Genomic DNA, 22,843 nt, shown 5'->3' with positions numbered 1-22,843 from the left:
AGTCCTCCGCTCTGTGGTGGATCGCCCTGTCGCAGGTGCCGCTGTGTCACGAATGTCACCAACTGCCCGCGATCCACGTGGTCTGCCCGCCCATCAGCGGTAATGACCATATTTTCTGCTGTGGTCCGACTTTCTTGGCGACGTTACCCGAGCCGGGGTCTCGCGCCGAGTACCGCAGTGCCGACGCGTACATGTGTCGCACCGGCCGCAACGGCCTGTTCCAGATCCGCGCTCATCCCGGCCGACACCATCGTGGCAGCCGGATGGTCCGCGCGCAGGCGGGATGACAATTCCATCAGCCGCTCGAAAGCGACCTGTTCGCGCCCCGCGTACGGACCGGACAGCGGGGCGACGGTCATGAGGCCGTCGATCCGCAGTCCGGGCGCCCCCGCGACGAGGTCCGCCAACTCCGCGAGCTGCTCCGGCGCCGCGCCGCCCCGGGCCCCGCGCCCGCCCGACTCCGCGTCGAGGGCGATCTGCACGAGGCAGCCGAGTTCCCGGCCGGCGTTCGAAGCGGCCGCCGAGAGGGCGGTCACGAGCTTCGGACGGTCGACGGACTGCACCACATGCGCGTATCCCGCCACGGAACGGACTTTGTTCGTCTGCAACTGGCCGACGAAGTGCCAGCTGAGCGGCAGATCCGCGCAGGCCGCCGCCTTGGGCGCGGCATCCTGGTCACGATTCTCCGCAACATGACGGACGCCCAGCTCCGCCAGCAGTCGTACGTCGCTCGCGGGATAGGTCTTGGTGACCACGATGAGCGTCACCTCGTCCCGCTCGCGCCCCGCGGCCGCGCAGGCGGACGAGATACGTTCCTCCACCCGCGCCAGGTTCTCCGCGAGTTCCGACTTACGGTCCGTCATTTCCTATTCCAACCAGACATATCCGGCAAGCCGCCCGGTCACCCGGTCGCGGCGGTACGAGAAGTGGTCCCGCGACTCCAGTGTGCAGACCGCCGACCGGAGCGTGTCACTCACCCCCGCCTCCGCGAGCTGGGCGTGCACCCCGGCGACCACGTCGACGGCCGGTGTCCCCCAGCTCGTCTCGGCCCGGGCGGCCGGCACCACTTCGGATACCGCGTCCCGCATCTCGGCGGGCACCTCGTAGCAGCGCCCGCAGACCGCCGGTCCGGTACGGGCGACGATCCGCCCGGGCTCGGCCCCGAGGGCGACCATCGCCTCGACCGCGGCGGGGACCACCCCCGCGACCAGTCCGGGCCGGCCCGCGTGGGCGGCGCCCGCGACCCCGGCGACGGGGTCGGCCAGCAGGACCGGCGTGCAGTCGGCGGTGAGCACGGCGAGGGCGAGGCCCCGGCGGGCGGTCACCACCGCGTCCACCGACGGGATCCCCACCTGGGCGTCCCACGGACCGTCGACCACCGCCACGTCCCGGCCGTGCACCTGGTTCATCCAGACCACCAGGTCCGGGTCGAGTCCCAGGGACTTCGCCGCGAGCGCCCGGTTCGCGCGAACGGCGGCCGGGTCGTCTCCGACCGCGCCGCCGAGGTTGAGCTCTTCGTACGGAACGGCGCTCACCCCGCCCCACCGGTCGGTGAAGGCGAAGTGGGCGCCGCCCACGTGGTGCTGCTCCGGTGTCACTTCAAGAAGTCCGGGACATCCAGTTCCTCGGCCGGGCTGTCCTGGTACGGCCGGGCCGTCGGGACCTGCGGCGCGGGGGCCTGGGCCTCGACCGGGACCTCGACCGGAGCCGGCGGGTCCTCTCGCGGGGTGACCGTGCCGAGTCCGCCGAAGGCCGGGCGGGCCGGCTCGGCCGCGCGGACCGGCGCCGGGGCCGGCTCCTCGCGCTTCGTGGACGCGGCGCCGATGACGTTGTCCCGGCGGGCCGGGGGCTGTCCGCCGTCGAAGCCGGCGGCGATGACGGTGACCCGTACCTCGTCGCCGAGCGCGTCGTCGATGACGGCACCGAAGATGATGTTCGCCTCGGGGTGCGCGGCCTCGCTCACCAGCTGCGCGGCCTCGTTGATCTCGAAGAGACCGAGGTCCGAGCCGCCGGAGATGGAGAGCAGCACGCCACGGGCGCCGTCGATGGACGCCTCCAGCAGCGGCGAGGAGATCGCCATCTCGGCCGCGGCCACCGCGCGGTCGTCGCCGCGGGCCGAGCCGATGCCCATCAGGGCCGAGCCGGCCTCGGACATCACGGACTTGACGTCGGCGAAGTCGAGGTTGATCAGACCCGGGGTGGTGATGAGGTCGGTGATGCCCTGGACGCCCGAGAGCAGGACCTGGTCGGCCGACTTGAACGCGTCGAGCACGCTGACCTGGCGGTCCGAGATGGACAGCAGCCGGTCGTTGGGGATGACGATGAGGGTGTCGACCTCTTCGCGGAGCTCGGCGATGCCGTCCTCCGCCTGGTTCGCGCGGCGCCGGCCCTCGAAGGTGAACGGCCGGGTGACCACACCGATCGTCAGGGCGCCGAGCGAGCGCGCGATGTTGGCGACGACGGGTGCGCCGCCGGTACCGGTGCCGCCGCCCTCGCCGGCGGTGACGAAGACCATGTCGGCCCCCTTGAGGACCTCCTCGATCTCCTCGCGGTGGTCCTCTGCCGCCTTGCGACCGACGGCCGGATTGGCGCCGGCGCCGAGGCCCCGGGTGAGTTCACGGCCCACGTCGAGCTTGACGTCGGCGTCGCTCATCAACAGCGCCTGGGCGTCCGTGTTGATGGCGATGAACTCGACGCCCTTGAGACCGACCTCGATCATTCGGTTGATGGCATTGACACCACCGCCGCCGACACCGATGACCTTGATGACTGCGAGGTAGTTCTGCGGTGCTGCCACGTCGAAGGCCTCTCGCCTCGATTACGTGTCGTCGCCTCGCGGCCTGCGTTGCGACGACTGATGCCGAAATAGGGACGGTCCGAACGCGCCGACCCGAACCCTCACCCTGAAGTTTAGGGTTAGGGGTATGTCTGTTCCTTGGACTCTTCCGAACAGGACACTAAGTCGACAAGTAGCGCGTGTTCAACGAACACGCCGAACCTCCCGTTTTTCTTTTCACCCTATGTGATCACCCGTATCGCTGGCCAACCAGGGTGCTCCGCTGTTGGACCGGGCGTCAACTCCCGGACACCGCAGGGGCGGTGGGGACGCGCACGTCGAAGTGACCGGCCTTCGGCGCGGCTTTCAGCAGAGCGGTCAGAGCCCGCCCCTTCGCGTCGCTCTGTTCGCCGCTCCCCCACGCCACGGTCCGGCCCCGGGTCAGCTCCAGCACCACCGAATCGTACGAACCCACCTTGACCTGCAGGGTCTCCTTGGCGACCGGCTCCGGGAGGGAGCCGGCGACGAGTACGGCCTCGTGCAGCAGCCGTTCCTCGTCGAAGCGGCGGGCGCTCGGGGACTGCTTCGCGTTCAATTCGAGGACCGGAACACCCGCGGGTGCTTTCGGAACCGTGTCGAATCGCACACCCGAAGCGTCCACTTCTACGAAGTTGGCGTCCTTTTTGATGAGCAGGACGGGTTTGCGTTCCGTCACTTTGAGCCCGATCCCGTGCGGCCAGGCCCGCGCCACATCGACCGAATCGATGCGGGGCAGGCGGCCGCGGACGCGGTCCTCGATCTCGTCGGTGTCGACGCTCACCAGGGGGGCGCCGACCGGAACGGCCGCCGCGGCCAGCACCTGCTCGGGGGTGAGCACCTCGGTGCCGGTCGCGGTGACCTTCTCGACGCGGAGCCAGGAAGAGCCGTAGAGCGCCCAGGTACCGCCCGCGGCGAGGAGTACCGCGACGGCCAGGGAGGCGAGCACAGGACCCCGGCGCAGGCGCCTGCCGGGGCCCTGAGGGCCGGATCCCCGCGACGACTTCGGGGCTTTGGGCGGCTTGGGAGAGCCGCTGCCCTTGCGGGCGGACGGGCCGGAGCCCTCGTTCCCACGCTGTGCGGTCGTCGCTCCGGCCACTCCTGTGCCTCCTGCGTCTGTGCGTTCCCGCCTCAGCGGGCCCGGTGGGCCGCGATCGCCTCGTACACCATGCCGACCAGCAGCTCGTCGGCGTCCCGGCGGCCGAACTCACCGGCGGCGCGGGACATCTCGTACAGGCGGTGCGGGTCGGACAGCACCGGGAGGACCTGGCTGAGCACCCACTCGGGCGTCAGTTCCGCGTCGTCCACGAGCAGGCCGCCGCCGGCCTTGACCACCGGCTGGGCGTTGAGCCGCTGTTCGCCGTTGCCGATCGGCAGCGGGACGTAGGCGGCGGGGAGCCCGACGGCGGACAGTTCGGCGACGGTCATGGCGCCCGCGCGGCACAGCATCATGTCGGCGGCGGCGTACGCGAGATCCATCCGGTCCACGTACGGTACCGGCACATATGGCGGCATCCCGGGCATGTTGTCGACACGCGGCAGTTCGTTCTTCGGCCCGACGGCGTGCAGGATCTGGATCCCGGAGCGCTGGAGGGTCGGAGCGACCTGCTGGATCACCTCGTTGAGGCGGCGGGCGCCCTGCGAGCCGCCGGAGACCAGCAGCGTCGGCAGGTTGGGGTCCAGGCCGAAGGCGGCGCGCGCCTCCGGGCGGACCGCGGCCCGGTCGAGGGTGGAGATGGAGCGCCGCAGCGGGATGCCCACGTAGCGGGCGCCGCGCAGCTTGCTGTCGGGGGTGGAGACCGCGACGGCGTGCGCGTACCGGGAGCCGATCTTGTTGGCCAGTCCCGGCCGGGCGTTGGCCTCGTGGACGATGATCGGCACCCCGAGCCGCTTGGCCGCGAGGTAGCCGGGCAGGGCCACGTAGCCGCCGAAGCCTACGACGCAGTCGGCCTTGGTGCGGATGAGGATCTCCTCGGCCGCCTTGATGGTGCCGCGCAGCCGCCCGGGGACGGTGATCAGCTCCGGGGTCGGCTTGCGGGGCAGCGGTACGGCGGGGATCAGGCCCAGCTCGTAACCGCGTTCCGGCACGAGGCGGGTCTCAAGTCCGCGCTCGGTGCCGAGGGCGGTGATGCCCACTGAAGGGTCCTGCCTGCGCAGGGCGTCCGCGAGGGCGAGCGCCGGCTCGATGTGGCCGGCGGTCCCCCCACCGGCGAGTACGACATGCACCGAAATTCACCGCTCTCCGGACGGACGCTTCTTGATGCGCCGTCTCATCGATTTCCATCTCACCCCGGTCCGCCACCAGCCGGTCTTCGGCTGCCGCATCGCGAGGGCCGCGCGCGCCGCCGGCTCCTCCCGCGCGAAGGCGATGAGCAGTCCGACCGCGAACATGGTCGGCAGCAGGGCTGACCCACCGTAGGAGAACAGCGGGAGCGGGACCCCGGCGATCGGCAGCAGGCCGAGCACCGCACCGATGTTGATCACGGCCTGGGCCGTGATCCAGGTGGTCACGCCTCCCGCGGCAAACCGTACGAAGGAGTCCTCCGTGCGTCCGGCCACGCGGATACCCGCATAGCCTAGAGCCGCGAACAGGGCGAGCACCGACAGCGTCCCCGCCAGACCCAGTTCCTCCCCGGTGATGGCGAAGATGAAGTCCGTGTGGGCTTCGGGCAGTTGCCCCCATTTTTCCACGCTGGCACCCAAACCGGAACCGAACCATCCGCCTGAAGCGAGTGCGTAGATTCCGTGGACGGCCTGCCAGCAGAGGTCGTTCTTGCCCGGATCCGTCGCGCCGAGGCACTCCAGCCGGGCCATCCGGTGCGGGCTCGTCTTGATGAGCAGTGCGACGATCACACCGGTGAAGGCCAGCACCGCGACGAACAGCCGTGTCGGGGCGCCCGCCAGCCAGAGCAGGCCGAACAGGACGGCGCCGAGGATCATCGCGGTGCCCATGTCCCCGCCCAGCATGATGAGCCCGAGCAGCAGGAAGGCCACCGGGACCAGCGGCACCAGCAGGTGCTTCCACTGGCTGAGCAGCCCCTTGTCGCCCTTGCGCGCCAACAGGTCGGCGCCCCACAGGATCAGGGCCAGTTTGCCGAACTCACTGGGCTGCAACATGAACGGACCGCCAAGGGAGATCCAATTCTGGTTGCCGTTGATCGAGACCCCTATCCCGGGGACCTGGACCAGGACCATCAGGAACAGGGTGCCGGCGAGCACCGGATAGGACAGCGCCCGGTGCAGTTTGACCGGCATCCGGGAGGCGACCAGCAGCAGTCCGGTGCCGATCAGGGCCGCCACGAACTGCTTCTTGAAGAAGTACGCGTCACCCAGGCCGAGCTGGAGCGCCTTGATCATGGAAGCCGAGTAGACCATCACCAGGCCGAGCACGGTGATGAGCAGCGAACTGCCGAAGATCAGGTAATACGCCGTGAGCGGGCGGTCCCAGGCCCTGCGCAGCTGCTGCTGCGTACGCCGCAGCCCGGCCAGCGGCCCGCGCCCGGCGGGCCGCCGCACACTCACCACGGGGCGCTTGCGGCCCTGCGCCTTGACGGCGGACGGCCGCCGTCCCGGCAGCATCTGCTTGGCCGGCATCTGTGATCTTCCCCTCCACTCGTACGAGGCGAGCAGCCGGCCGGAGAGACCCGTTCCAGGAGCCCTGCCTAGGCGCTCTCGGCGGCCAGTTCGCGCACCGCCTCGGCGAACGCGTCCCCACGCTTGTTGTAGTTCGCGAACATGTCCATGGAGGCGCAGGCAGGTGCCAGCAGGACCGTGTCGCCGGGCTCGGCGAGCCGGGCAGCCTCCCGGACCGCTGCGAGCATCGCCCCAGTGTCGGTCCGGTCGAGGTCGACGACCGGGACCTCGGGGGCGTGTCGCGCCAGCGCGTCGGCGATCAGCGCCCGGTCGGCGCCGATCAGCACCACACCGCGCAGCCGCTTCGCGGACTTCTGTACGAGCTCGTCGAAGGTGGCGCCCTTGGCGAGACCGCCGGCGATCCAGACGACCGGTTCGAAGGCGGCCAGGGAGGCCTCGGCCGCGTGCGTGTTCGTGGCCTTGGAGTCGTCGATGTACCTGACCTCGCCGACCTCGTCCACGTACGCGACCCGGTGGGCGTCCGGGCGGAAGTCGCGCAGGCCGTCGCGGACCGCGCGCGGCTCGACGCCGAAGGCGCGGGCCAGGGCCGCGGCGGCGAGCGCGTTGGCGATGTTGTGCGGGGCGGGCGGGTTGACGTCCTCGACGTGCGCGAGCTCCTGGGCGTTCTTCTGCCGGTTCTCCACGAAGGCGCGGTCGACGAGGATGCCGTCGACGACGCCGAGCATGGAGGGGCCGGGGGCGCCGAGGGTGAAGCCGATCGCCCGGCAGCCCTCTTCGACGTCGGCGTTCTCGACCAGCTTCTCGGTGGCCGGGTCGGCGACGTTGTAGACGCAGGCCACGGTGTTGCCCTCGTAGATGCGGCCCTTGTCGGCGGCGTACGCCTCCATGGAGCCGTGCCAGTCGAGGTGGTCCGGGGCCAGGTTGAGCACGGCCGCCGAGTGGGCGCGCAGGGAGGGCGCCCAGTGCAGCTGGTAGCTGGAGAGTTCGACGGCCAGGACGTCGTACGTCTCCTCGCCGAGCACCACGTCGATGATGGGGGTGCCGATGTTGCCGACGGCCGCGGTCCGCAGGCCCGCCGCCTTCAGGATCGACGCGAGCATCTGGGTGGTGGTGGTCTTGCCGTTGGTCCCGGTGATCGCGAGCCAGGGGGCCGCATCGGGGCCGCGCAGCTGCCAGGCGATCTCCACGTCACCGACGACCTCGACACCGGCCTTCGCGGCGGCCGCGAAGAGCGGGCTGTCGGGCTTCCAGCCGGGCGAGGTGACGACGAGGTCGGTGCCCTCGGGGAGGGTTTCCGCGTCGCCGAGGCGTACGGAGATCCCCAGCTCGCCGAGTTCGGCGGCGCGGGCGCGGTGGCCCTCGCTGTCGCCGCCGTCGACGACGGTCACGGATGCGCCGAGGCCGGCCAGGGCGCGGGCGGCGCTGATGCCGCTCACGCCGAGGCCGGCGACGGTGATGTTCTTGCCGTGCCAGGAGGTCACTTGTCGGCTGCCCATCCCGCGTAGAAGAGACCGAGACCCACGATCACGCACATGCCCTGGATGATCCAGAAGCGGACCACCACAAGGACTTCGGACCACCCCTTGAGTTCGAAGTGGTGCTGCAGCGGTGCCATCCGGAAGACGCGCTTCCCGGTCATCTTGAAGGAGCCGACCTGGATGACGACCGACATGGTGATGAGGACGAAGAGGCCGCCGAGCAGGGCGATCAGGAACTCCGTGCGGGAGCAGATCGCCAGACCGGCGAGCGCGCCGCCCAGGGCCAGCGAACCGGTGTCACCCATGAAGATCTTGGCGGGCGAGGTGTTCCACCACAGGAAGCCGAAGCAGGCGCCCATCAGGGCGGAGGCGACGACCGCGAGGTCCAGCGGGTCGCGCACCTCGAAGCAGGCGCCCGGGTTGGTCAGGTCCTGCGCGTTCACGCAGGACTCCTGGTACTGCCACACGCCGATGAAGGTGTAGGCGCCGAAGACCATCACCGCGGCGCCGGTGGCCAGGCCGTCCAGACCGTCGGTCAGGTTCACGCCGTTGGACATCGCCAGGATCATGAACAGCGCCCAGACGACGAACAGCACCGGGCCGATCGACCAGCCGAAGTCCGTGACGAACGACAGCCTGGTGGAGGCCGGGGTCAGCCCGCGCGAGTCGGAGAACTGGAGCGCGAGCACCGCGAAGGCGATGCCGACGATCAGCTGGCCGGCCATCTTGGCCTTGGCCCGCAGACCCAGCGAGCGCCGCTTGACGATCTTGATGTAGTCGTCCAGGTAGCCGACCAGGCCCATGCCCGCCATCAGGAAGAGGACGAGCAGACCCGAGAACGTGGGCTCGCTGGAGGTGATCACCTTCGTCAGGGCGTACGCGATGAGCGTGGCCAGGATGAAGGAGATACCGCCCATGGTGGGCGTGCCCTTCTTCCCGGCGTGGCCGCGGGGGCCGTCGTCTCGGATGAACTGGCCGTAGCCCTTGCGGGCCAGCAGCTTGATCAGCAGCGGCGTCCCGACGACGGTCAGGAACATGCCGATGACACCGGCGAACAGGATCTGCCTCATCGGTCGGCGACCTCGCCCTCGCGCTCGAGGAGCGCCAGCGCGACCCGCTCCAGGCCGATCGACCTGGAAGCCTTCACCAGCACGACGTCCCCCGGGCGCAGTTCACTGCGCAACAGGTCCACCGCCGCCTGCGCGTCGGACACGACCACCGACTCCTCACCCCACGAACCCTCGTTATATGCGCCCAGTTGCAGCCAGGACGCTTCCCGGCCCCCGACTGCCACGAGCTTGCTCACGTTGAGCCGGACGGCAAGCCGTCCCACCGCGTCGTGCTCGGCCAGCGATGCGTCACCGAGTTCGGCCATGGGGCCGAGCACCGCCCACGTGCGCCCCCCGTTCGCCCTGGCGGCGCCGCCCATCGCGGCTAGCGCGCGCAGAGCGGCCCGCATGGACTCGGGATTCGCGTTGTAGGCGTCGTTGACGATCGTCACGCCGTCGGCCCGCTCGGTGACCTCCATCCGCCACCGGGACAAGGTGCCCGCTCCGGAGAGCGCGGTGGCGATCTCCGAGGTGGACATGCCCAGTACATGGGCCACGGCGGCCGCGGCGAGCGCGTTCGACACGTGGTGCTCACCGTACAGGCGCAAGGTCACATCACTGCACCCGGTCGGTGTGTGGAGTGTGAAGGCGGGCTGTCCCCCGGGGGTCATCCGTACGTCGGTGGCCCGGACGTCGGCATCGTCGGCCTCGCCGAAGAGGACCGTACGGGCCTTCGTACGGGCCGACATGGCACGCACCAGCGGGTCGTCGGCGTTGAGGACGGCGACTCCGCCCTCGCTCTGCGCCGGCAGCGCCTCGACCAGTTCCCCCTTGGCCTGGGCGATCTGCTCGCGGCCGCCGAACTCGCCGATGTGGGCGGTCCCGACGTTGAGGACGAGCCCGATGCGCGGCGGGGTCAGGCCGGTGAGGTACGCGATGTGGCCGATGCCCCGGGCCCCCATCTCCAGTACCAGGTGCCGGGTTTCGGCGGTGGCCTTCAGCGCGGTGAGCGGCAGGCCGATCTCGTTGTTGAGTGAGCCGGGGGTCCACACGGTGGGCGCGTGGGCCTGGAGCACCTGCGCGATGAGGTCTTTGGTGGAGGTCTTGCCGGCGGAGCCGGTCAGGGCCACCACGTCGGTGCCGAGCCGCTCGACGACGGCCCGCGCGAGGGCGCCGAGCGCCTTCTCCACGTCGGGGACGACGATGGCGGGTACGCCGACCGGCCGGGCCGCGAGGACGGCCGCGGCACCCGCCTCGATCGCGCGCCCGGCGTAGTCGTGGCCGTCGACGTGCTCGCCGTCGAAGGCGGCGAAGAGGCTGCCGGCCTCCACCTGGCGGGAGTCGATCACGACGGGACCGCTGATCCGCACGGACGGATCCGGTATGTCGTGGGGCCGCCCGCCGGTGATTTCGGCGATCTCGGCGAGGGAGAGGGCGATCACTGGTTCACCTCGGCCTGTCGGGCATTGCGCTGCTGTGTCTCGATGGCCGCGCGGAGCACCTCGCGGTCGTCGAAGGGGCGTACGACGCCCCCGGTGTCCTGGCCCTGCTCGTGGCCCTTGCCCGCCACCAGCACGGTGTCGCCGGGCCGGGCGCGCGCGACGGCGGCGGCGATGGCCGCGGCCCGGTCGGCGTCGACGAGGACGGTGCCCCGCTCGGCGGGCGGCACGGACACGGCGCCTTCGAACATCGCGGCGAGGATCGCGAGGGGGTCCTCGGAGCGCGGGTTGTCGGAGGTCAGGACGGCCACGTCGGCGAAGCGGGCGGCCGCGGCGCCCATCGGGGCGCGCTTGGTGGTGTCGCGGTCGCCGCCGCAGCCGAGCACGATGTGCAGCTTGCCCTCGGTGACCTCGCGCAGGGCGCGCAGGACCGATTCGACGGCGTCCGTCTTGTGCGCGTAGTCGACGACGGCCAGGTACGGCTGTCCCGCGTCGACCCGCTCCAGCCGGCCGGGGACCCCGGGGACCGCGGCGACTCCGTCGGCGGCGGTCTGCGGGTCGAGGCCGGCGGCGGCGAGGGTGACGATCGCGGCGACGGTGTTGGCGACGTTGAACGGGCCGGGCAGCGGCGCGGTCGCCCGTACGCGCTGTCCCTCCGGGCCGACCAGGGTCAGGGTGGAGCTCGCCGGTCCGAAGACGACGTCCTCGGCGCGCCAGTCGGCGGCCGGGTCGCCCGCGGCGGAGAAGGAGACGACCGGGATCGGCGCCTCCTTGGCCAGGCGGCGGCCGTACTCGTCGTCGAGGTTGACCACGCCCAGGCGGGCCCGGCGCTCGGTGAAGAGCCCCGCCTTCGCCTGGAAGTAGTCCTCCATGCCCGTGTGGAACTCCATGTGCTCCGGGCTCAGGTTGTTGAAGACGGCGACGTCGAAGACGCAGCCGTCGACGCGGCCCAGCACCAGGGCGTGGCTGGAGACCTCCATGGCGACGGCCTCGACCCCGCGTTCGCGCATGACCGCGAAGAGGGCCTGGAGGTCGGTCGCCTCGGGGGTGGTCCGCTCGGACTTGATGCGCTCGTCGCCGATGCGCATCTCGACGGTGCCGACGAGTCCGGTGCTGCGGCCCGCCGCGCGCAGTCCGCCTTCGACGAGGTACGCCGTGGTGGTCTTGCCGGAGGTGCCGGTGATGCCGATCTGGAGCAGGTGCTCGCCGGGGCGGCCGTAGATCGTGGCGGCGAGTTCGCCCATCCGGCCGCGCGGGTCGGCGACGGTGAGGACGGGCAGGCCGGTCGCGGCGGCGCGCTCCGACCCGGCGGGGTCGGTCAGCACGGCGGCGGCGCCGAGGCCGGCCGCCTGGGCGGCGAAGTCGGCGCCGTGCGTCCTGGCTCCCGGCAGGGCGGCGTACAGGTCACCGGGGCGGACCGCACGGGAGTCGTGCGTGATGCCGGTGATCTGCGCCGCGCCTGGCGACGGGATGCCCAGCATGGTGGCCAGCTCGCCGAGAGGGGTCGGGCGGGCGGACACGGGCCGGGGCGCTCCCGGCGGCGCTGCCGGGGCGTCTTTCTGGGTGGTTCTGGGCTGATCAGCGTGAGGCACGGCGGTGAGCGTACCGGGCGCGGCGGGCCGCCCGCGAAGTGAGGGCCCGGCCTCGGCGCCGGTGGCCGACTGGTTCCCGGGATTCGGGGTGATCGTTGTCACTGGTGGTGCCTCACGCGTTTCTGGCGGGCCGGCAAGGGCGGTGGGTCACTGACCGGGCTGCGGACTGGGCTGCGTACTCGGCTGCGTGCTCGGCTGCGGCGCGGCCTGCTGGGCGGCCTGGGGACCGGATTCGTAGGTCACCGGGAGCCCGGCGGGGGCGGTGCCGGTGGGGGCGATCTGGAGGGTCTTCAGGGCGAACTCCATGACCTTCTTGTAGATCGGGCCGCAGATCTGGCCGCCGAAGTAGCTGCCCTTCGTGGGGTTCTGGATGGCGCAGTAGACGGTGATGCGCGGGTCGTCGGCGGGCGCGAACCCGGCGAAGGAGGCGGTGTAGCCCTTGTAGACGCCGGTGGCCGGATCCACCCGGTTGGAGGTGCCGGTCTTGCCGCCGACCCGGTAGCCGGGGATGCGGGCCTTGGTGCCGGTGCCCTCCTGGTCGTCGACCACGGATTCCAGCATCTCGGCGAGGGCCCTGGCGGTCTCCTGGCTGACCACGCGGCGTTGTTCGGGCGCCGGGGCCGGGGTGAAGCGGCCGTCGGGGCCCTTGCTGCCGCGGACCAGGGTCGGTTCGATGCGGACGCCTCCGTTGGCGATGGTCGAGTACACGGAGGCCGCCTGCATGGCGTTGAGGGACAGGCCCTGGCCGAAAGGAATCGTGTACTGCTGCGAGGTGGACCAGGCCTCGGGCTTGGCGAGGATGCCGCGGGACTCGCCCGGGTAGTTCAGGCCGGTGGGCTGTCCGATGCCGAACTTGGTCAGGTAGGAGTGCAGGACCTTGTTGGCCTCGGGCTGGGTGGGCCCGAGCTGGCCGGTGGCCAGGATGGTGCCGATGTTGGAGGACTTGGCGAGGACCCCGTTGAGGGTCAGGTACCAGGTCGGGTGGTCGATGTCGTCCTTGAACAGCCGGTCGCCGCGGTGCAGCCGGTTGGGGACCTCGACGTGGGTGTCGGGGGTGGCCTTCTTCTCCTCCAGTACGGCGGCCATCGACATCACCTTGGCGGTGGAGCCGGGCTCGTACACGTCCTGGAGCGCGGCGTTGCCCATGGCGGTGGAGCGGGCCCGGGTCAGGTCGTTGGGGTCGAAGCCGGGGGCGTTGGCCATGGCCAGCACCTCGCCGGTGCGGGTGTCCTGGACGATGACGTAGCCGCGGTCGGCCTCGGACTTCTGGACCTGCTCGGTGATGGCGCTCTGCGCCGCCCACTGGATGTCGCGGTCGATGGTCAGCTCGATGTCCTCGCCGGGCACGGCGGGCTTCTCGCTGGACCCCGCGGTGGGGACCCGGCGGCCGCCGGACTGGGCGTAGGTGACCTCGCCGTCCTTGCCGGACAGCTTCTTGTCGAGGGAGGACTCCAGACCGCCGGCGCCCTTGCCCTCGGCGTTCACGTAGCCCAGTATCCCGGCGGCCAGGTCGCCGCCCGGGTACACGCGCTTGCTGCTGTCCTCGTTGAACACGCCGGCGAGGACGTTGGCGCCGGGGCCGTTGTTCTTCTTGTCGGCCGCCGCCTTCTCCGCGAAGACCCGCTGGAGGTCCTTGATCTGGTTCCAGACCTGGGGGGTCTGGCGGCGGGCGAGGACGACGTACCGGGTCCTGGTCTTCAGCCGCTCGGTGAGCTCCTTGGCGTCCTTGCCGAGGATGGGCGCGAGGAGGGCCGCGGCCTGCTCGGGGGCGTCCGGGGCCTTGCTGTCCTGCGGGGTGAACATCTTCGGGTCGGCGGTGATGTCGTACGCGTCGACGCTGGTGGCCAGGGCCACGCCCTTGCGGTCGGTGATCTCCCCGCGTTCCGCGGCCAGCCTGACGCTGGTGTAGCGGTTCTTGGAGGCCTCGGCGGAGAAGGCGGAGGCGTCGACGGCCTGCACCTGGAGCAGGCGCACGACGAACGCGAGCATGACGAGGGTCAGGCCGACGCTGACGAGGCGCAGCCGGGGGCGGGGGCTGCCGAGCCGGATGGTGTGGGGCCGTCTGGGCGCCGCGGGCCGCCGGGTCGCCGGGCGCGAGGCCGACGGGCGTGCCGTGGCTCCGCCGCGGGGCCTGCCCGGGCCGGGCACCCGCCGCCGCGGCTCCTGCGGGCTCATGCCGCCACCGCCTCAAGCAGGGCCGCGCCCGGCCTCCTGGGGCTCCGCCCCGGACCCCGCGCCTCAAACTCCCCCAGACTCCGTCCGGGGGGACCCCCAGGCGGGGCTGGAGTTGCCCTGCGGGCAACCCAGCCCGTCGCCCGGCGGCACCTCGGAGTGGCGATGTCAGCCCCGCCGGCGTTTGAGGCGCGGGGGTCCGGGGGCGGAGCCCCCGCCGGGTCCGGGGCGGAGCCCCGGGAGGGGGGCCTGGGGGCGCAGCCCCCGGTCTCGGGAAGGGGCGGGGTGGGGGAAAGCCCCGCAGGGGTCCGCTTCACGACGTCACCTTCCGGGGGTCTGGCTGGGCTGCGGGCTGCCGCCGGGAACGGGCTGGACCGGCGCCGACGACGGCGGCGGGGACGGCGCGGGCGGCGGCTCCGCCACCGCCGCGGTGCCGGTGACCTTGCCGTCCGGGCCGATGAAGACGGGGCTGCCGCCCGGGACCAGCCCCAGCTCCTGCGCCCGCCGCTGCAGCGCGTCGGGGGCCGAGTACCCGTCCACGTCGCGCTGCAGCGCCTGCTCCTCGTCCGTGAGCGCGGTGGTCTCCTTCTTCAGCTTGCTCAGCTGGAAGGAGCCCTCGTTCAGCGCCGAGTTCAGCAGCAGCAGGCTGATCAGGCCGCCGGCGAGCAGCGCCACGACCAGCAGGACGAACGGCATCCGCGCCGCCTGCCCACCGGAACCGGGACGCGCGGGGCGGGCAGGGCGGGCGGGGCGGCCGCCGAGCGCCCGGCCGAGGCGGGCCGCCTGCCCGCGGGTCAGCGTGGCGACCTTCCCGGCCTTGGTCACAGTCGCGCCTCCCGGATGCGTTCGACCCCGCGGAACCTCGCCGGGGCGGCCCGCCGGTTCTCGGCGATCTCCTCCTCGGTGGGCAGCTCCGCGCCGCGTGTCAGCAGCTTCAGCTTCGGCTGGTACTTCTCCGGGACCACCGGCAGCCCGGGCGGGGCCGTGGAGGCCGCGCCCGCCGCGAAGACCTGCTTCACGAGGCGGTCCTCCAGCGAGTGGTACGAGAGCACCGCGATCCGGCCGCCGACCGCGATCCGGTCCACCGCCGCCGGAATGGCCTTCTCCAGCCCCGACAGCTCGCCGTTGACCTCGATGCGCAGCGCCTGGAAGGTCCGCTTGGCGGGGTTGCCGCCGGTCCGCTTGGCGGCCTGCGGCAGGGCGTCGCGGATCAGTTCGACCAGCCGGGCGCTGTTGGTGAAGGGCTCCTTCTCCCGCTCCCGGACGATCGCGGACACGATCCGCTTGGCCTGCTTCTCCTCGCCGTACTGGCGCAGGATGCGGACGAGCTCGCCCGGCGCGTAGGTGTTGAGCACCTCGGCGGCACTGATGCCCGTCGTCTGGTCCATCCGCATGTCCAGCGGCGCGTCCTGCGCGTACGCGAACCCGCGGTCGGCCTCGTCCAGCTGCATGGAGGAGACGCCGAGGTCGAAGAGGATGCCCTGGACGGCCGGGATCCGCAGCCCGTCGAGGACCTCGGCGAGGTCGGCGTAGATCGCGTGGACGAGGGTGGCCCGGTCGCCGAAGGGGGCGAGGCGCTCGCCGGAGAGCCGCAGGGCTTCCTTGTCGCGGTCGAGGCCGATCAGGTGCGCCTCGGGGAACCGGGTCAGCAGGGCCTCGCTGTGGCCGCCGAGGCCGAGGGTGCAGTCGACGACGACGGCCCCCGGCCTCTCCAGCGCCGGGGCCAACAGGTCCAGGCACCGCTGGAGCATCACCGGGACATGTCGGGACTCGCTAGTCAAAGCGCCCTCTCAGATAACGGCGCGGCAGGCATACGCCGCGCCGCGCACGCGGAGTGTTACCAAGGGGCCGGGCGGCCGGTCAGGGCCGGGCTCCGGCCGGTTCGCGCCACTTTAGTGCAACGGTCGCCGGGGTCAACGAACCGCCTCGCGCGCCGTGCACGTCTCTCCCGCCGAACCGGCAAAAGCCGTGAATCACCCGGACGGCCGCCTCCTCCCCACCCCTGTGGGTTAGCTCACAACATGACTCGTTGGCCTTCTTTGTCCACCCTCACTCGCTGCCTTCACGAGCGGTGAGCACTAACGTCGTATCCATGACGACTTCCGCATCCCTGCCCGCCGACTCCACCCACCTGGCAGCCGGCGACGGCTCCGTCACCGACCGGCTGGTCGCGGCGAACCGTCGGTACGCCGCGGAATTCACCGATCCCGGCATGGACGCCCGGCCCGTCCTGCACGTGGCCGTCGTGGCCTGTATGGACGCCCGCCTCGACCTGCACGCCGCCCTGGGCCTGGAACTCGGCGACTGTCACACCATCCGCAACGCGGGCGGTGTGGTCACCGACGACACCATCCGCTCGCTCACCATCAGCCAGCGGGCGCTGGGCACCCGCGCGGTGATACTCATCCACCACACCGGCTGTGGTCTCGAAACCCTGACCGAGGACTTCCGGCACGAGCTGGAGGACGAGGTCGGCCAGCGCCCCGCCTGGGCCGTGGAGGCCTTCCGGGACGTGGACCAGGACGTCCGGCAGTCCATGCAGCGGGTCCGGACCAACCCCTTCCTGCCCCACCGGGACGATGTGCGAGGCTTCGTCTTCGATGTGCACACCGGCCTCCTGCGGGAGATCGATCCCAGCTCTTGAGTGACACAAGGCCTTAACGCCGTCAACAATGCGGGGAGACACCCCCCGGGAACCTCCGGGTCCGGTGTCCGTGTTTCGGGGTGGGCCGGTCATGCGCCAAGGGCGTCGGCCCTGGAATTGGGCCGAGGAGAACCAGGTGACGACGTATGACGACCGAGCGAGCCTCGCGGATCTGACCAGCACGGCGGAGCGGGTGCGCCAGTCGGTCGAGAGCGTGATCGAGGGCAAGCCCGAGGTCGTACGCCTCGCGCTGACCGTGCTCCTCGCCGAGGGGCACCTGCTGATCGAGGACGTCCCCGGCGTCGGCAAGACCATGCTCGCCAAGACGCTGGCGAAGTCCATCGACTGTTCGGTGCAGCGCATCCAGTTCACGCCGGACCTGCTGCCCTCCGACATCACCGGCGTCAGCATCTACGACCAGCAGCGCCGCGAGTTCGAGTTCAAGCCGGGCGCGATCTTCGCGCAGATCGTCATCGGCGACGAGATCAACCGCGCCTCGCCGAAGACGCAGTCGGCGCTGCTGGAGTCGATGGAGGAGCGCCAGGTCACCATCGACGGCACGACGTACGTGCTGCCGAGCCCCTTCATGGTCGTCGCCACCCAGAACCCGGTGGAGATGGAGGGCACCTACCCGCTGCCCGAGGCCCAGCGCGACCGCTTCATGGCCCGGGTCTCCGTCGGCTACCCCAGCCCCGAGGCCGAGCTCCAGATGCTCGACGTGCACGGCGGGCTCTCCCCGCTCGACGACCTGACGGCCGTCGCGCACGCCCACGAGATCGTCAAGCTCATCGAGGCCGTCCGCGAGGTGTACGTGGCCGACCCGGTCCGGCGCTACGTCGTCGACCTGGTCTCCGCCACCCGCAGCCACCCGGACCTGCGCCTGGGCGCCTCGCCCCGGGCCACCCTGCACCTGCTGCGCGCCGTGAAGGCCTCCGCCGCGCTCGCCGGCCGGGAATACGTCCTGCCCGACGACGTCCAGGCTCTGGCCGGGCCGGTCCTCGCGCACCGGCTGCTGCCCACCGCCCAGGCCCAGCTGAACCGGCGCACCGCCGAGCAGGTCGTCGGCGAGATCCTCCAGCGCACCCCGGTCCCGGCCGCGCACGCCCGCGGCGAGATGCCGCCCGGCGCGGGCATCCGGGGCTTCTGATGAGCGCCGGTGCCCCGCGCGGCGCCGGCGGCGGGCTGCGCACGTCGCTGTCCGGCCTGACCACCCGCGGCCGGTCCTTCCTGGCCGCCGGGATCGCCGCCGCCGCGTGCGCGTACGTCCTGGGCCAGGGCGAACTGCTGCGGGTCGGCCTGCTGCTCGCCGTACTGCCGCTGATCTGCGTCTACGCCCTGCACCGCACCCGCCACCGGGTCTCCGGCAGCCGCCGGCTGACCCCGGGGCGGGTCCCCGCGGGCGCCGAGGCGCGGGTACAGCTGCGCATGGACAACGTCTCCCGGCTGCCCACCGGCCTCCTGATGCTCCAGGACCGCGTGCCGTACGTCCTCGGCCCGCGCCCGCGCTTCGTCCTGGACCGGGTCGAGCCCGGCGGGCGCCGCGAGGTGTCCTACCGGGTCCGCTCCGACCTGCGCGGCCGCTACCCGCTGGGCCCGCTCCAGCTGCGGCTGACCGACCCCTTCGGGCTGGTCGAGCTGACCCGCTCCTTCAGCACCTACGACACCCTCACCGTCATACCGCGCACCGAGCCGCTGCCGCCGGTGCGGCTGACCGGCGAGTCCTCCGGCTACGGCGACGGCAGCCGCCGTTCGCTGGCCCTGGCCGGCGACGACGACGTCATCCCGCGCACCTACCGGCGCGGCGACGACCTGCGCCGGGTGCACTGGCGCTCCACGGCCCGCTACGGCGAGCTGATGGTCCGCCGCGAGGAGCAGCCCCAGCGCAGCCGGGCCACCGTCCTGCTGGACACCCGGCAGGTCGCCTTCGACGGCGCCGGTCCCGACTCCGCCTTCGAGTGGGCCGTCTCCGGGGCCGCCTCGACCCTGGTGCACCTCCTGGAGCAGGGCTTCTCGGTCCGGCTGCTCACCGACACCGGCGACTCGGTGCCCGGTGAGGGCGGCGGTGGCTTCTCCTCCGGCAGGCACGAGTCCGCGGAGGCCGCCGGGCTGATGATGGACACCCTCGCGGTGGTCGGGCACTCGGACGGCGCCGGGCTCTCCCGGGCCTACGACGCGGTGCGCGGCGGCGGTGGCGGCGGTTTCGGCGCGGCCGGCGGCGACGGGCTCCTCATCGCCTTCTTCGGCGACCTGGACGACGTACAGACAGAGCTGGCGGCCAAGATGCGCCAGCGCGCCTCGGGTGCGGTGGCCTTCGTACTGGACTGCGCGACCTGGGGCGGGCAGCCCGCGCCGGGGCAGGCCGTGCCCCCGCTGGAGGACCGGCTGCGCAGGCTGCGCGACGCGGGCTGGACGGCCCTGGCCGCCCCGCCCGGGGTGGCTTTCGCCGAGCTGTGGCGGCACGCCGGTACCACCGCTTTCACCACGGAAACCTCCGGAGGCCGGGCATGAGCGGGCGCGCGAGGATCACGCTGTTCGCGACGCTGGCGACGCTGCTCACCTCCTGGTCGCTGGTCCCGCTGGTCGAATCGGCGGGCTGGCTGCTCCAGGCGGCACTGCTCCTGGGCGTGCAGAGCGCCGTGGGGGCCGGGGCCCGGCGGGTGCCGCTGGCGCGGTCGCTGACCGTGGCCGCGCAGCTGCTGGTGTCCCTGCTGCTGCTGGCGATCCTGTTCGGCGGCAAGGGCGGGTCCACCGGGACCGGGCCGATGGCGTATCTGGTCACCGACTTCGGTGCGCTGTTCCGCCAGGGCGTGATGGACGTGAGCACGTTCGCGATCCCGGCCCCGCTGACGGACGGCATCCGGCTGCTGCTGGTCACCGGCGTGCTGCTCATCGGGCTGCTGGTGGATCTGCTGGCGGTGACCGCGCGGACCGCCGCCGCGGCGGGGCTGCCGCTGCTCGCGCTGTACTCGGTGGCCGCGGGCCTGTCGGGCGGCGGGGACGCCTCCTGGATCTCCTTCCTGCTGGCGGGCTGCGGGTACCTGATGATGCTGCTGGCCGAGGGCCGGGACCGGCTCGCCCAGTGGGGCCGGGTCTTCGGCGGGGGCCCGCGCGAGGGCGCCCCGTCCGCCTCCGGCCTGGGTCCGGGCGGCCAGGTGACGGCCCCCGTACGGACCGGCCGGCGGATCGGCGCGGTGGCCCTGGGCCTGGCGCTGGTCGTGCCGGCGGCGCTGCCCTCGCTCGGCGGCGGGCTGCTGGGCGCGGCGGGCGACGGTGAGGGGTCCGGCAGCGGGGCGGGCGGGACGATCTCCGCGGTGAACCCGCTGGTGTCCCTGCAGAGCAGCCTGAACGCGCCGGACAACCGGGTGGTGCTGAAGTACCGCACGGACAACCCGCAGCAGGGCGATCAGTACCTGCGGATCCTGGCGCTGGACGAGTTCAACGGGGTCAAGTGGGAGGCCTCCGGGCGGGCCCTGACCGATGTGCCGGAGCGGATGCCCGATCCGCCCGGGCTCGGCGGCCAGGTCCTGCAGTCCGCGACCGAGGTGCGCACCAGCGTCTCGGCGGCGGACACCTACACCCAGCGCTATCTGCCCATGCCGTACCCGGCGACCTCGGTGGAAATCGGCGGGAAGTGGCGGTTCGAGCCGGCCGGCCGGACCCTGGTCGGGGACCAGCTGGGCAAGGACAGGTTCCAGAACGTCCAGGGCGCCATGTACACGGTGCGCAGCCTGCTTCTGAAGCCGACGGCACAGCAGCTGCAGAAGGCTCCGGCGCCGGACCCGGCCGTCAGGGCCGAGTACACGAAGCTGCCGGACAATCTTCCGCCGGTGGTCGCCGACACGGCCCGCTCGGTGACGCAGGGCGCGAAGGACGACTACACGCGGGCGGTGAAGCTCCAGGACTTCTTCGCCGTGAGCGGTGGCTTCCGCTACAACACGAGGACGGCCTCGGGCACGGGCCCGCAGGCGGTCGCCCGCTTCCTGGCCGACAAGGAGGGCTTCTGCATCCACTTCGCGTTCTCGATGGCGGCCATGTCCCGGTCGCTGGGCATCCCGGCGCGGGTGGCGGTGGGCTTCACCACGGGTGAGGTGCAGTCGGACGGCAGCGTCAACGTCTCGATGCGGGACGCGCACGCCTGGCCGGAGCTGTACTTCGAGGGTGTGGGGTGGACGCGGTTCGAGCCGACGCCCCGGTCGGGCATCACGGTGCCGGACTACTCCCGGCCGCAGGTGCCGACGGCCCAGCCGTCCGCCCCGGCGCCGCTGCCCTCGCAGAGCGCGGTGCAGCCGTCGGCCGCGCCGTCGAAGTCGGACGACTGCCCGCCGGAGGCGAAGAAGCTGGACGAGTGCGGGGCGGCCGCGCCGAAGCAGAACGCGTCCGGTGGGGGCGGGCCTTCGGTGACGGCGGTGCTCGGCTGGACGGCCGGCGGGGTGGCGCTGCTGGGCCTGCCGCTGCTTCCGCTGCTGTGGCGGAGCCGGCTGCGGGCCCGCCGGCTGGGGACCGGTGAGGTGCCGACGGCCTGGCGGGAGCTGGGTGACGCGGCCTGGGACGTGGGCGTCGCCCCGGACGAGGCCCTGTCGCCGCGGCGGGCGGCGGCTCGGATCGTGGAGCTCGGCCGTCTGGAGCCGGAGGCCGCGGGTGCGGTGCACCGGGTCGCGGGTGCGCTGGAACGGGCCCTGTACGCGCCGCCGGGCACGGAGGTCTCGTACCCGGGGCTGGCGGACGACGTCCTGCTGGCCCGTGCGGGCCTGCTGGCCGGAGTCGGCCGGCGCGCCCGTCTCCGTGCCCTGTTCCTGCCGCGCTCGGCGGCCCGCCTCTCCTGGGCCCTGACCCGGCGCTGGTCGACCCTGACCTCGTCGCTCTCCACCCGCCTGCATGCGCTACGGCTGCGCCTGCCGCTACGAGGCCGAGGCTGAGGTACGCACACTTCGCGCCTCAAACGCCGGCGGGGCTGGATTGCCCGGAGGGCAATTTCAGCCCCGCCGGCGTTTGAGGCGTGGGGGTCCCCCCGGACGGAGTCTGGGGGAGGGTCTGGGGCGGAGCCCCAGCAGCGGCGGGGCGGGAGCACCGGCCCGGTTCCACCCGCTGGAGGCGCGAGGCCGAGCCCCGACACCCGCGGACGCGCAAACGCGCGAACGCGGCGAGGCTCGATCCCCCCGAGCCCCGCCGCGCCGCGTACCGCGTCACGGAGGAGGTACCCGGTCCGCTCCGCAGCCCCGTGCCGGCGGTGCGGACCGGGTCTCCTGTCCGTTGCCCCCCAGTCTGGCGTCCACGCAGGTGGGGGCCCATCCGCGCACGTACTCATTTCCGTGCCTAGGTACGGATACTCAGTCGCCGCGGCGGGCCCCACCAGTTGTACGGGCTGCGGCGCCCCGGCGGCACCGCCGACTGGGGGGTCGGCCCGCCCGGATTCAGCGGTTCCCGCTGACCCGGCCACGCAGCAGCAGCGACAGCGCCGAGTGCACGTCGTCGAGGGACCGCTCGCTCTGGAAGGACTGCCAGTCCAGGGCCGCCACCAGCACCATCCCGACCATCGCGGCGGCGGTCAGCGGCACGTCGATCTCGGCGCTCAGCTCCCCCCGCTCGACGCCCTCCCGCAGCACCGTCTCCACCACGGCCACCGCCTCCTGCCGGACGACCATCAGCGTGGACTGCCACGCCCGGTTGGTCCGCCACAGCTCGGCGACGTAGAGCTGGGTGAAGGCCGGGTACCGGTCGATGAAGACGAGACCGGCCCGGATCATCGCGTCGAGCGCCTCGACGCGGCTGCCGCCGCGCGCCTCCGTCTCCTCCGCCGCCGTCCGCAGCGAGGCGGTCAGCAGTCCGACCCCGTGCCGCAGCAGCTCCTCGAAGAGGTCGTTCTTGCTCGCGAAGTTGTAGTAGACGGTGCCCTTCGCGACGCCCGCGCGCTCGGCGATCTCCTCGACCGTGGTCGCGGAGAACCCCTGCTCGGCGATGAGGGTCACGGCCGCTTCGTAAAGCTTCTGGCGGGTGGCCTGGCGGCGGCCGCCGCCGGTGCCCGTGCCCGTCCCGGTGCTGCTTTCCATGGCGCTGATTCTCACA

The 22,843-nt window shown here is 72.4% G+C and carries 18 protein-coding genes; 4 read left to right on the top strand and 14 right to left on the bottom strand.

Annotated elements, in window-relative coordinates:
- Window positions 1–143: 143 nt before the first annotated feature.
- The 13 genes from ACGFYQ_RS03990 to rsmH all read right to left on the bottom strand — a co-directional run bounded on the left by ACGFYQ_RS03990 (window position 144) and on the right by rsmH (window position 15,887).
- On the bottom strand, window positions 144–863 hold the full coding sequence (locus ACGFYQ_RS03990) for a YggS family pyridoxal phosphate-dependent enzyme (protein ID WP_393739599.1): 720 nt from the start codon (window positions 861–863) through the stop codon (window positions 144–146).
- A gap of 3 nt (window positions 864–866) precedes the next feature.
- The gene (gene pgeF / locus ACGFYQ_RS03985) at window positions 867–1,577 is read right to left on the bottom strand and encodes a peptidoglycan editing factor PgeF (protein ID WP_393739753.1); all 711 of its coding nucleotides are present in this window, start codon (window positions 1,575–1,577) and stop codon (window positions 867–869) included.
- 17 nt (window positions 1,578–1,594) lie between these two features.
- Window positions 1,595–2,797: a cell division protein FtsZ gene (gene ftsZ / locus ACGFYQ_RS03980; RefSeq protein WP_362390301.1), complete on the bottom strand. Its 1,203-nt coding sequence runs from the start codon at window positions 2,795–2,797 to the stop codon at window positions 1,595–1,597.
- 277 nt (window positions 2,798–3,074) lie between these two features.
- Window positions 3,075–3,911, bottom strand: coding sequence for a cell division protein FtsQ/DivIB (locus tag ACGFYQ_RS03975; RefSeq protein WP_393739596.1), 837 nt, complete (start codon window positions 3,909–3,911; stop codon window positions 3,075–3,077).
- Window positions 3,912–3,943: 32 nt separating this feature from the next.
- Complete coding sequence (gene murG, locus ACGFYQ_RS03970) at window positions 3,944–5,038, bottom strand: undecaprenyldiphospho-muramoylpentapeptide beta-N-acetylglucosaminyltransferase (protein ID WP_393739594.1); 1,095 nt, start codon at window positions 5,036–5,038, stop codon at window positions 3,944–3,946.
- A gap of 6 nt (window positions 5,039–5,044) precedes the next feature.
- On the bottom strand, window positions 5,045–6,406 hold the full coding sequence (gene ftsW, locus ACGFYQ_RS03965; RefSeq protein ID WP_393739592.1) for a putative lipid II flippase FtsW: 1,362 nt from the start codon (window positions 6,404–6,406) through the stop codon (window positions 5,045–5,047).
- Window positions 6,407–6,474: 68 nt separating this feature from the next.
- Window positions 6,475–7,902, bottom strand: coding sequence for a UDP-N-acetylmuramoyl-L-alanine--D-glutamate ligase (murD, locus tag ACGFYQ_RS03960; protein WP_393739590.1), 1,428 nt, complete (start codon window positions 7,900–7,902; stop codon window positions 6,475–6,477).
- Window positions 7,884–8,954: a phospho-N-acetylmuramoyl-pentapeptide-transferase gene (gene mraY, locus ACGFYQ_RS03955; RefSeq protein WP_362390310.1), complete on the bottom strand. Its 1,071-nt coding sequence runs from the start codon at window positions 8,952–8,954 to the stop codon at window positions 7,884–7,886. The genes murD and mraY overlap by 19 nt, the downstream gene beginning before the upstream one ends.
- Window positions 8,951–10,375, bottom strand: a complete 1,425-nt coding sequence (murF, locus tag ACGFYQ_RS03950) for a UDP-N-acetylmuramoyl-tripeptide--D-alanyl-D-alanine ligase (RefSeq protein ID WP_393739587.1) — start codon at window positions 10,373–10,375, stop codon at window positions 8,951–8,953. The genes mraY and murF overlap by 4 nt, the downstream gene beginning before the upstream one ends.
- Window positions 10,372–12,066, bottom strand: coding sequence for a UDP-N-acetylmuramoyl-L-alanyl-D-glutamate--2,6-diaminopimelate ligase (locus ACGFYQ_RS03945; RefSeq protein WP_393739585.1), 1,695 nt, complete (start codon window positions 12,064–12,066; stop codon window positions 10,372–10,374). Before ACGFYQ_RS03945 ends, murF begins: the two co-directional genes overlap by 4 nt.
- 45 nt (window positions 12,067–12,111) lie before the next feature.
- The gene (locus tag ACGFYQ_RS03940) at window positions 12,112–14,139 is read right to left on the bottom strand and encodes a peptidoglycan D,D-transpeptidase FtsI family protein (protein WP_393739583.1); all 2,028 of its coding nucleotides are present in this window, start codon (window positions 14,137–14,139) and stop codon (window positions 12,112–12,114) included.
- A 318-nt stretch (window positions 14,140–14,457) separates the two neighbouring features.
- Window positions 14,458–14,961: a hypothetical protein gene (locus tag ACGFYQ_RS03935; RefSeq protein ID WP_393739581.1), complete on the bottom strand. Its 504-nt coding sequence runs from the start codon at window positions 14,959–14,961 to the stop codon at window positions 14,458–14,460.
- The gene (rsmH, locus tag ACGFYQ_RS03930; RefSeq protein ID WP_393739751.1) at window positions 14,958–15,887 is read right to left on the bottom strand and encodes a 16S rRNA (cytosine(1402)-N(4))-methyltransferase RsmH; all 930 of its coding nucleotides are present in this window, start codon (window positions 15,885–15,887) and stop codon (window positions 14,958–14,960) included. The genes ACGFYQ_RS03935 and rsmH overlap by 4 nt, the downstream gene beginning before the upstream one ends.
- A gap of 341 nt (window positions 15,888–16,228) precedes the next feature.
- Between rsmH and ACGFYQ_RS03925 the strand changes: the two genes are divergently transcribed.
- The 4 genes from ACGFYQ_RS03925 (at window position 16,229) to ACGFYQ_RS03910 (ending at window position 21,696) form a co-directional block, all read left to right on the top strand.
- A complete protein-coding gene (locus ACGFYQ_RS03925) occupies window positions 16,229–16,780 on the top strand; it encodes a beta-class carbonic anhydrase (RefSeq protein WP_393739579.1) in 552 nt (183 codons plus the stop codon).
- Between the two features lie 136 nt (window positions 16,781–16,916).
- Window positions 16,917–17,927, top strand: a complete 1,011-nt coding sequence (locus tag ACGFYQ_RS03920) for an AAA family ATPase (RefSeq protein ID WP_393739577.1) — start codon at window positions 16,917–16,919, stop codon at window positions 17,925–17,927.
- Complete coding sequence (locus ACGFYQ_RS03915; RefSeq protein WP_393739575.1) at window positions 17,927–19,288, top strand: DUF58 domain-containing protein; 1,362 nt, start codon at window positions 17,927–17,929, stop codon at window positions 19,286–19,288. The genes ACGFYQ_RS03920 and ACGFYQ_RS03915 overlap by 1 nt, the downstream gene beginning before the upstream one ends.
- Window positions 19,285–21,696, top strand: a complete 2,412-nt coding sequence (locus tag ACGFYQ_RS03910; RefSeq protein WP_393739573.1) for a transglutaminaseTgpA domain-containing protein — start codon at window positions 19,285–19,287, stop codon at window positions 21,694–21,696. Before ACGFYQ_RS03915 ends, ACGFYQ_RS03910 begins: the two co-directional genes overlap by 4 nt.
- Window positions 21,697–22,191: 495 nt before the next feature.
- Here ACGFYQ_RS03910 and ACGFYQ_RS03905 read toward each other — a convergent pair whose 3' ends face one another.
- Window positions 22,192–22,827: a TetR/AcrR family transcriptional regulator gene (locus ACGFYQ_RS03905; protein WP_393739571.1), complete on the bottom strand. Its 636-nt coding sequence runs from the start codon at window positions 22,825–22,827 to the stop codon at window positions 22,192–22,194.
- Between the last annotated feature and the right edge of the window lie 16 nt (window positions 22,828–22,843).

Origin of the sequence: Streptomyces sp. NPDC048258 (genome assembly GCF_043201995.1) — a bacterium.
In the GTDB taxonomy this organism is placed as follows: Bacteria; Actinomycetota; Actinomycetes; order Streptomycetales; family Streptomycetaceae; genus Streptomyces.
Note: the sequence above shows the minus strand (reverse complement) of the source record. Positions and strands in the feature narration are given on the sequence as shown.

Excerpts from the sequence above, each read along its gene's own strand:
- ACGFYQ_RS03990 (WP_393739599.1), bottom strand. The coding sequence starts at position 863 with ATGACGGACCGTAAGTCGGAACTCGCGGAGAACCTGGCGCGGGTGGAG.
- ACGFYQ_RS03940 (WP_393739583.1), bottom strand. The coding sequence starts at position 14,139 with ATGAGCCCGCAGGAGCCGCGGCGGCGGGTGCCCGGCCCGGGCAGGCCC.
- ACGFYQ_RS03905 (WP_393739571.1), bottom strand. The coding sequence starts at position 22,827 with ATGGAAAGCAGCACCGGGACGGGCACGGGCACCGGCGGCGGCCGCCGC.
- ACGFYQ_RS03925 (WP_393739579.1), top strand. The coding sequence starts at position 16,229 with ATGACGACTTCCGCATCCCTGCCCGCCGACTCCACCCACCTGGCAGCC.
- ftsW (WP_393739592.1), bottom strand. The coding sequence starts at position 6,406 with ATGCCGGCCAAGCAGATGCTGCCGGGACGGCGGCCGTCCGCCGTCAAG.
- mraY (WP_362390310.1), bottom strand. The coding sequence starts at position 8,954 with ATGAGGCAGATCCTGTTCGCCGGTGTCATCGGCATGTTCCTGACCGTC.
- murD (WP_393739590.1), bottom strand. The coding sequence starts at position 7,902 with ATGGGCAGCCGACAAGTGACCTCCTGGCACGGCAAGAACATCACCGTC.
- ACGFYQ_RS03915 (WP_393739575.1), top strand. The coding sequence starts at position 17,927 with ATGAGCGCCGGTGCCCCGCGCGGCGCCGGCGGCGGGCTGCGCACGTCG.
- ACGFYQ_RS03910 (WP_393739573.1), top strand. The coding sequence starts at position 19,285 with ATGAGCGGGCGCGCGAGGATCACGCTGTTCGCGACGCTGGCGACGCTG.
- rsmH (WP_393739751.1), bottom strand. The coding sequence starts at position 15,887 with ATGCTCCAGCGGTGCCTGGACCTGTTGGCCCCGGCGCTGGAGAGGCCG.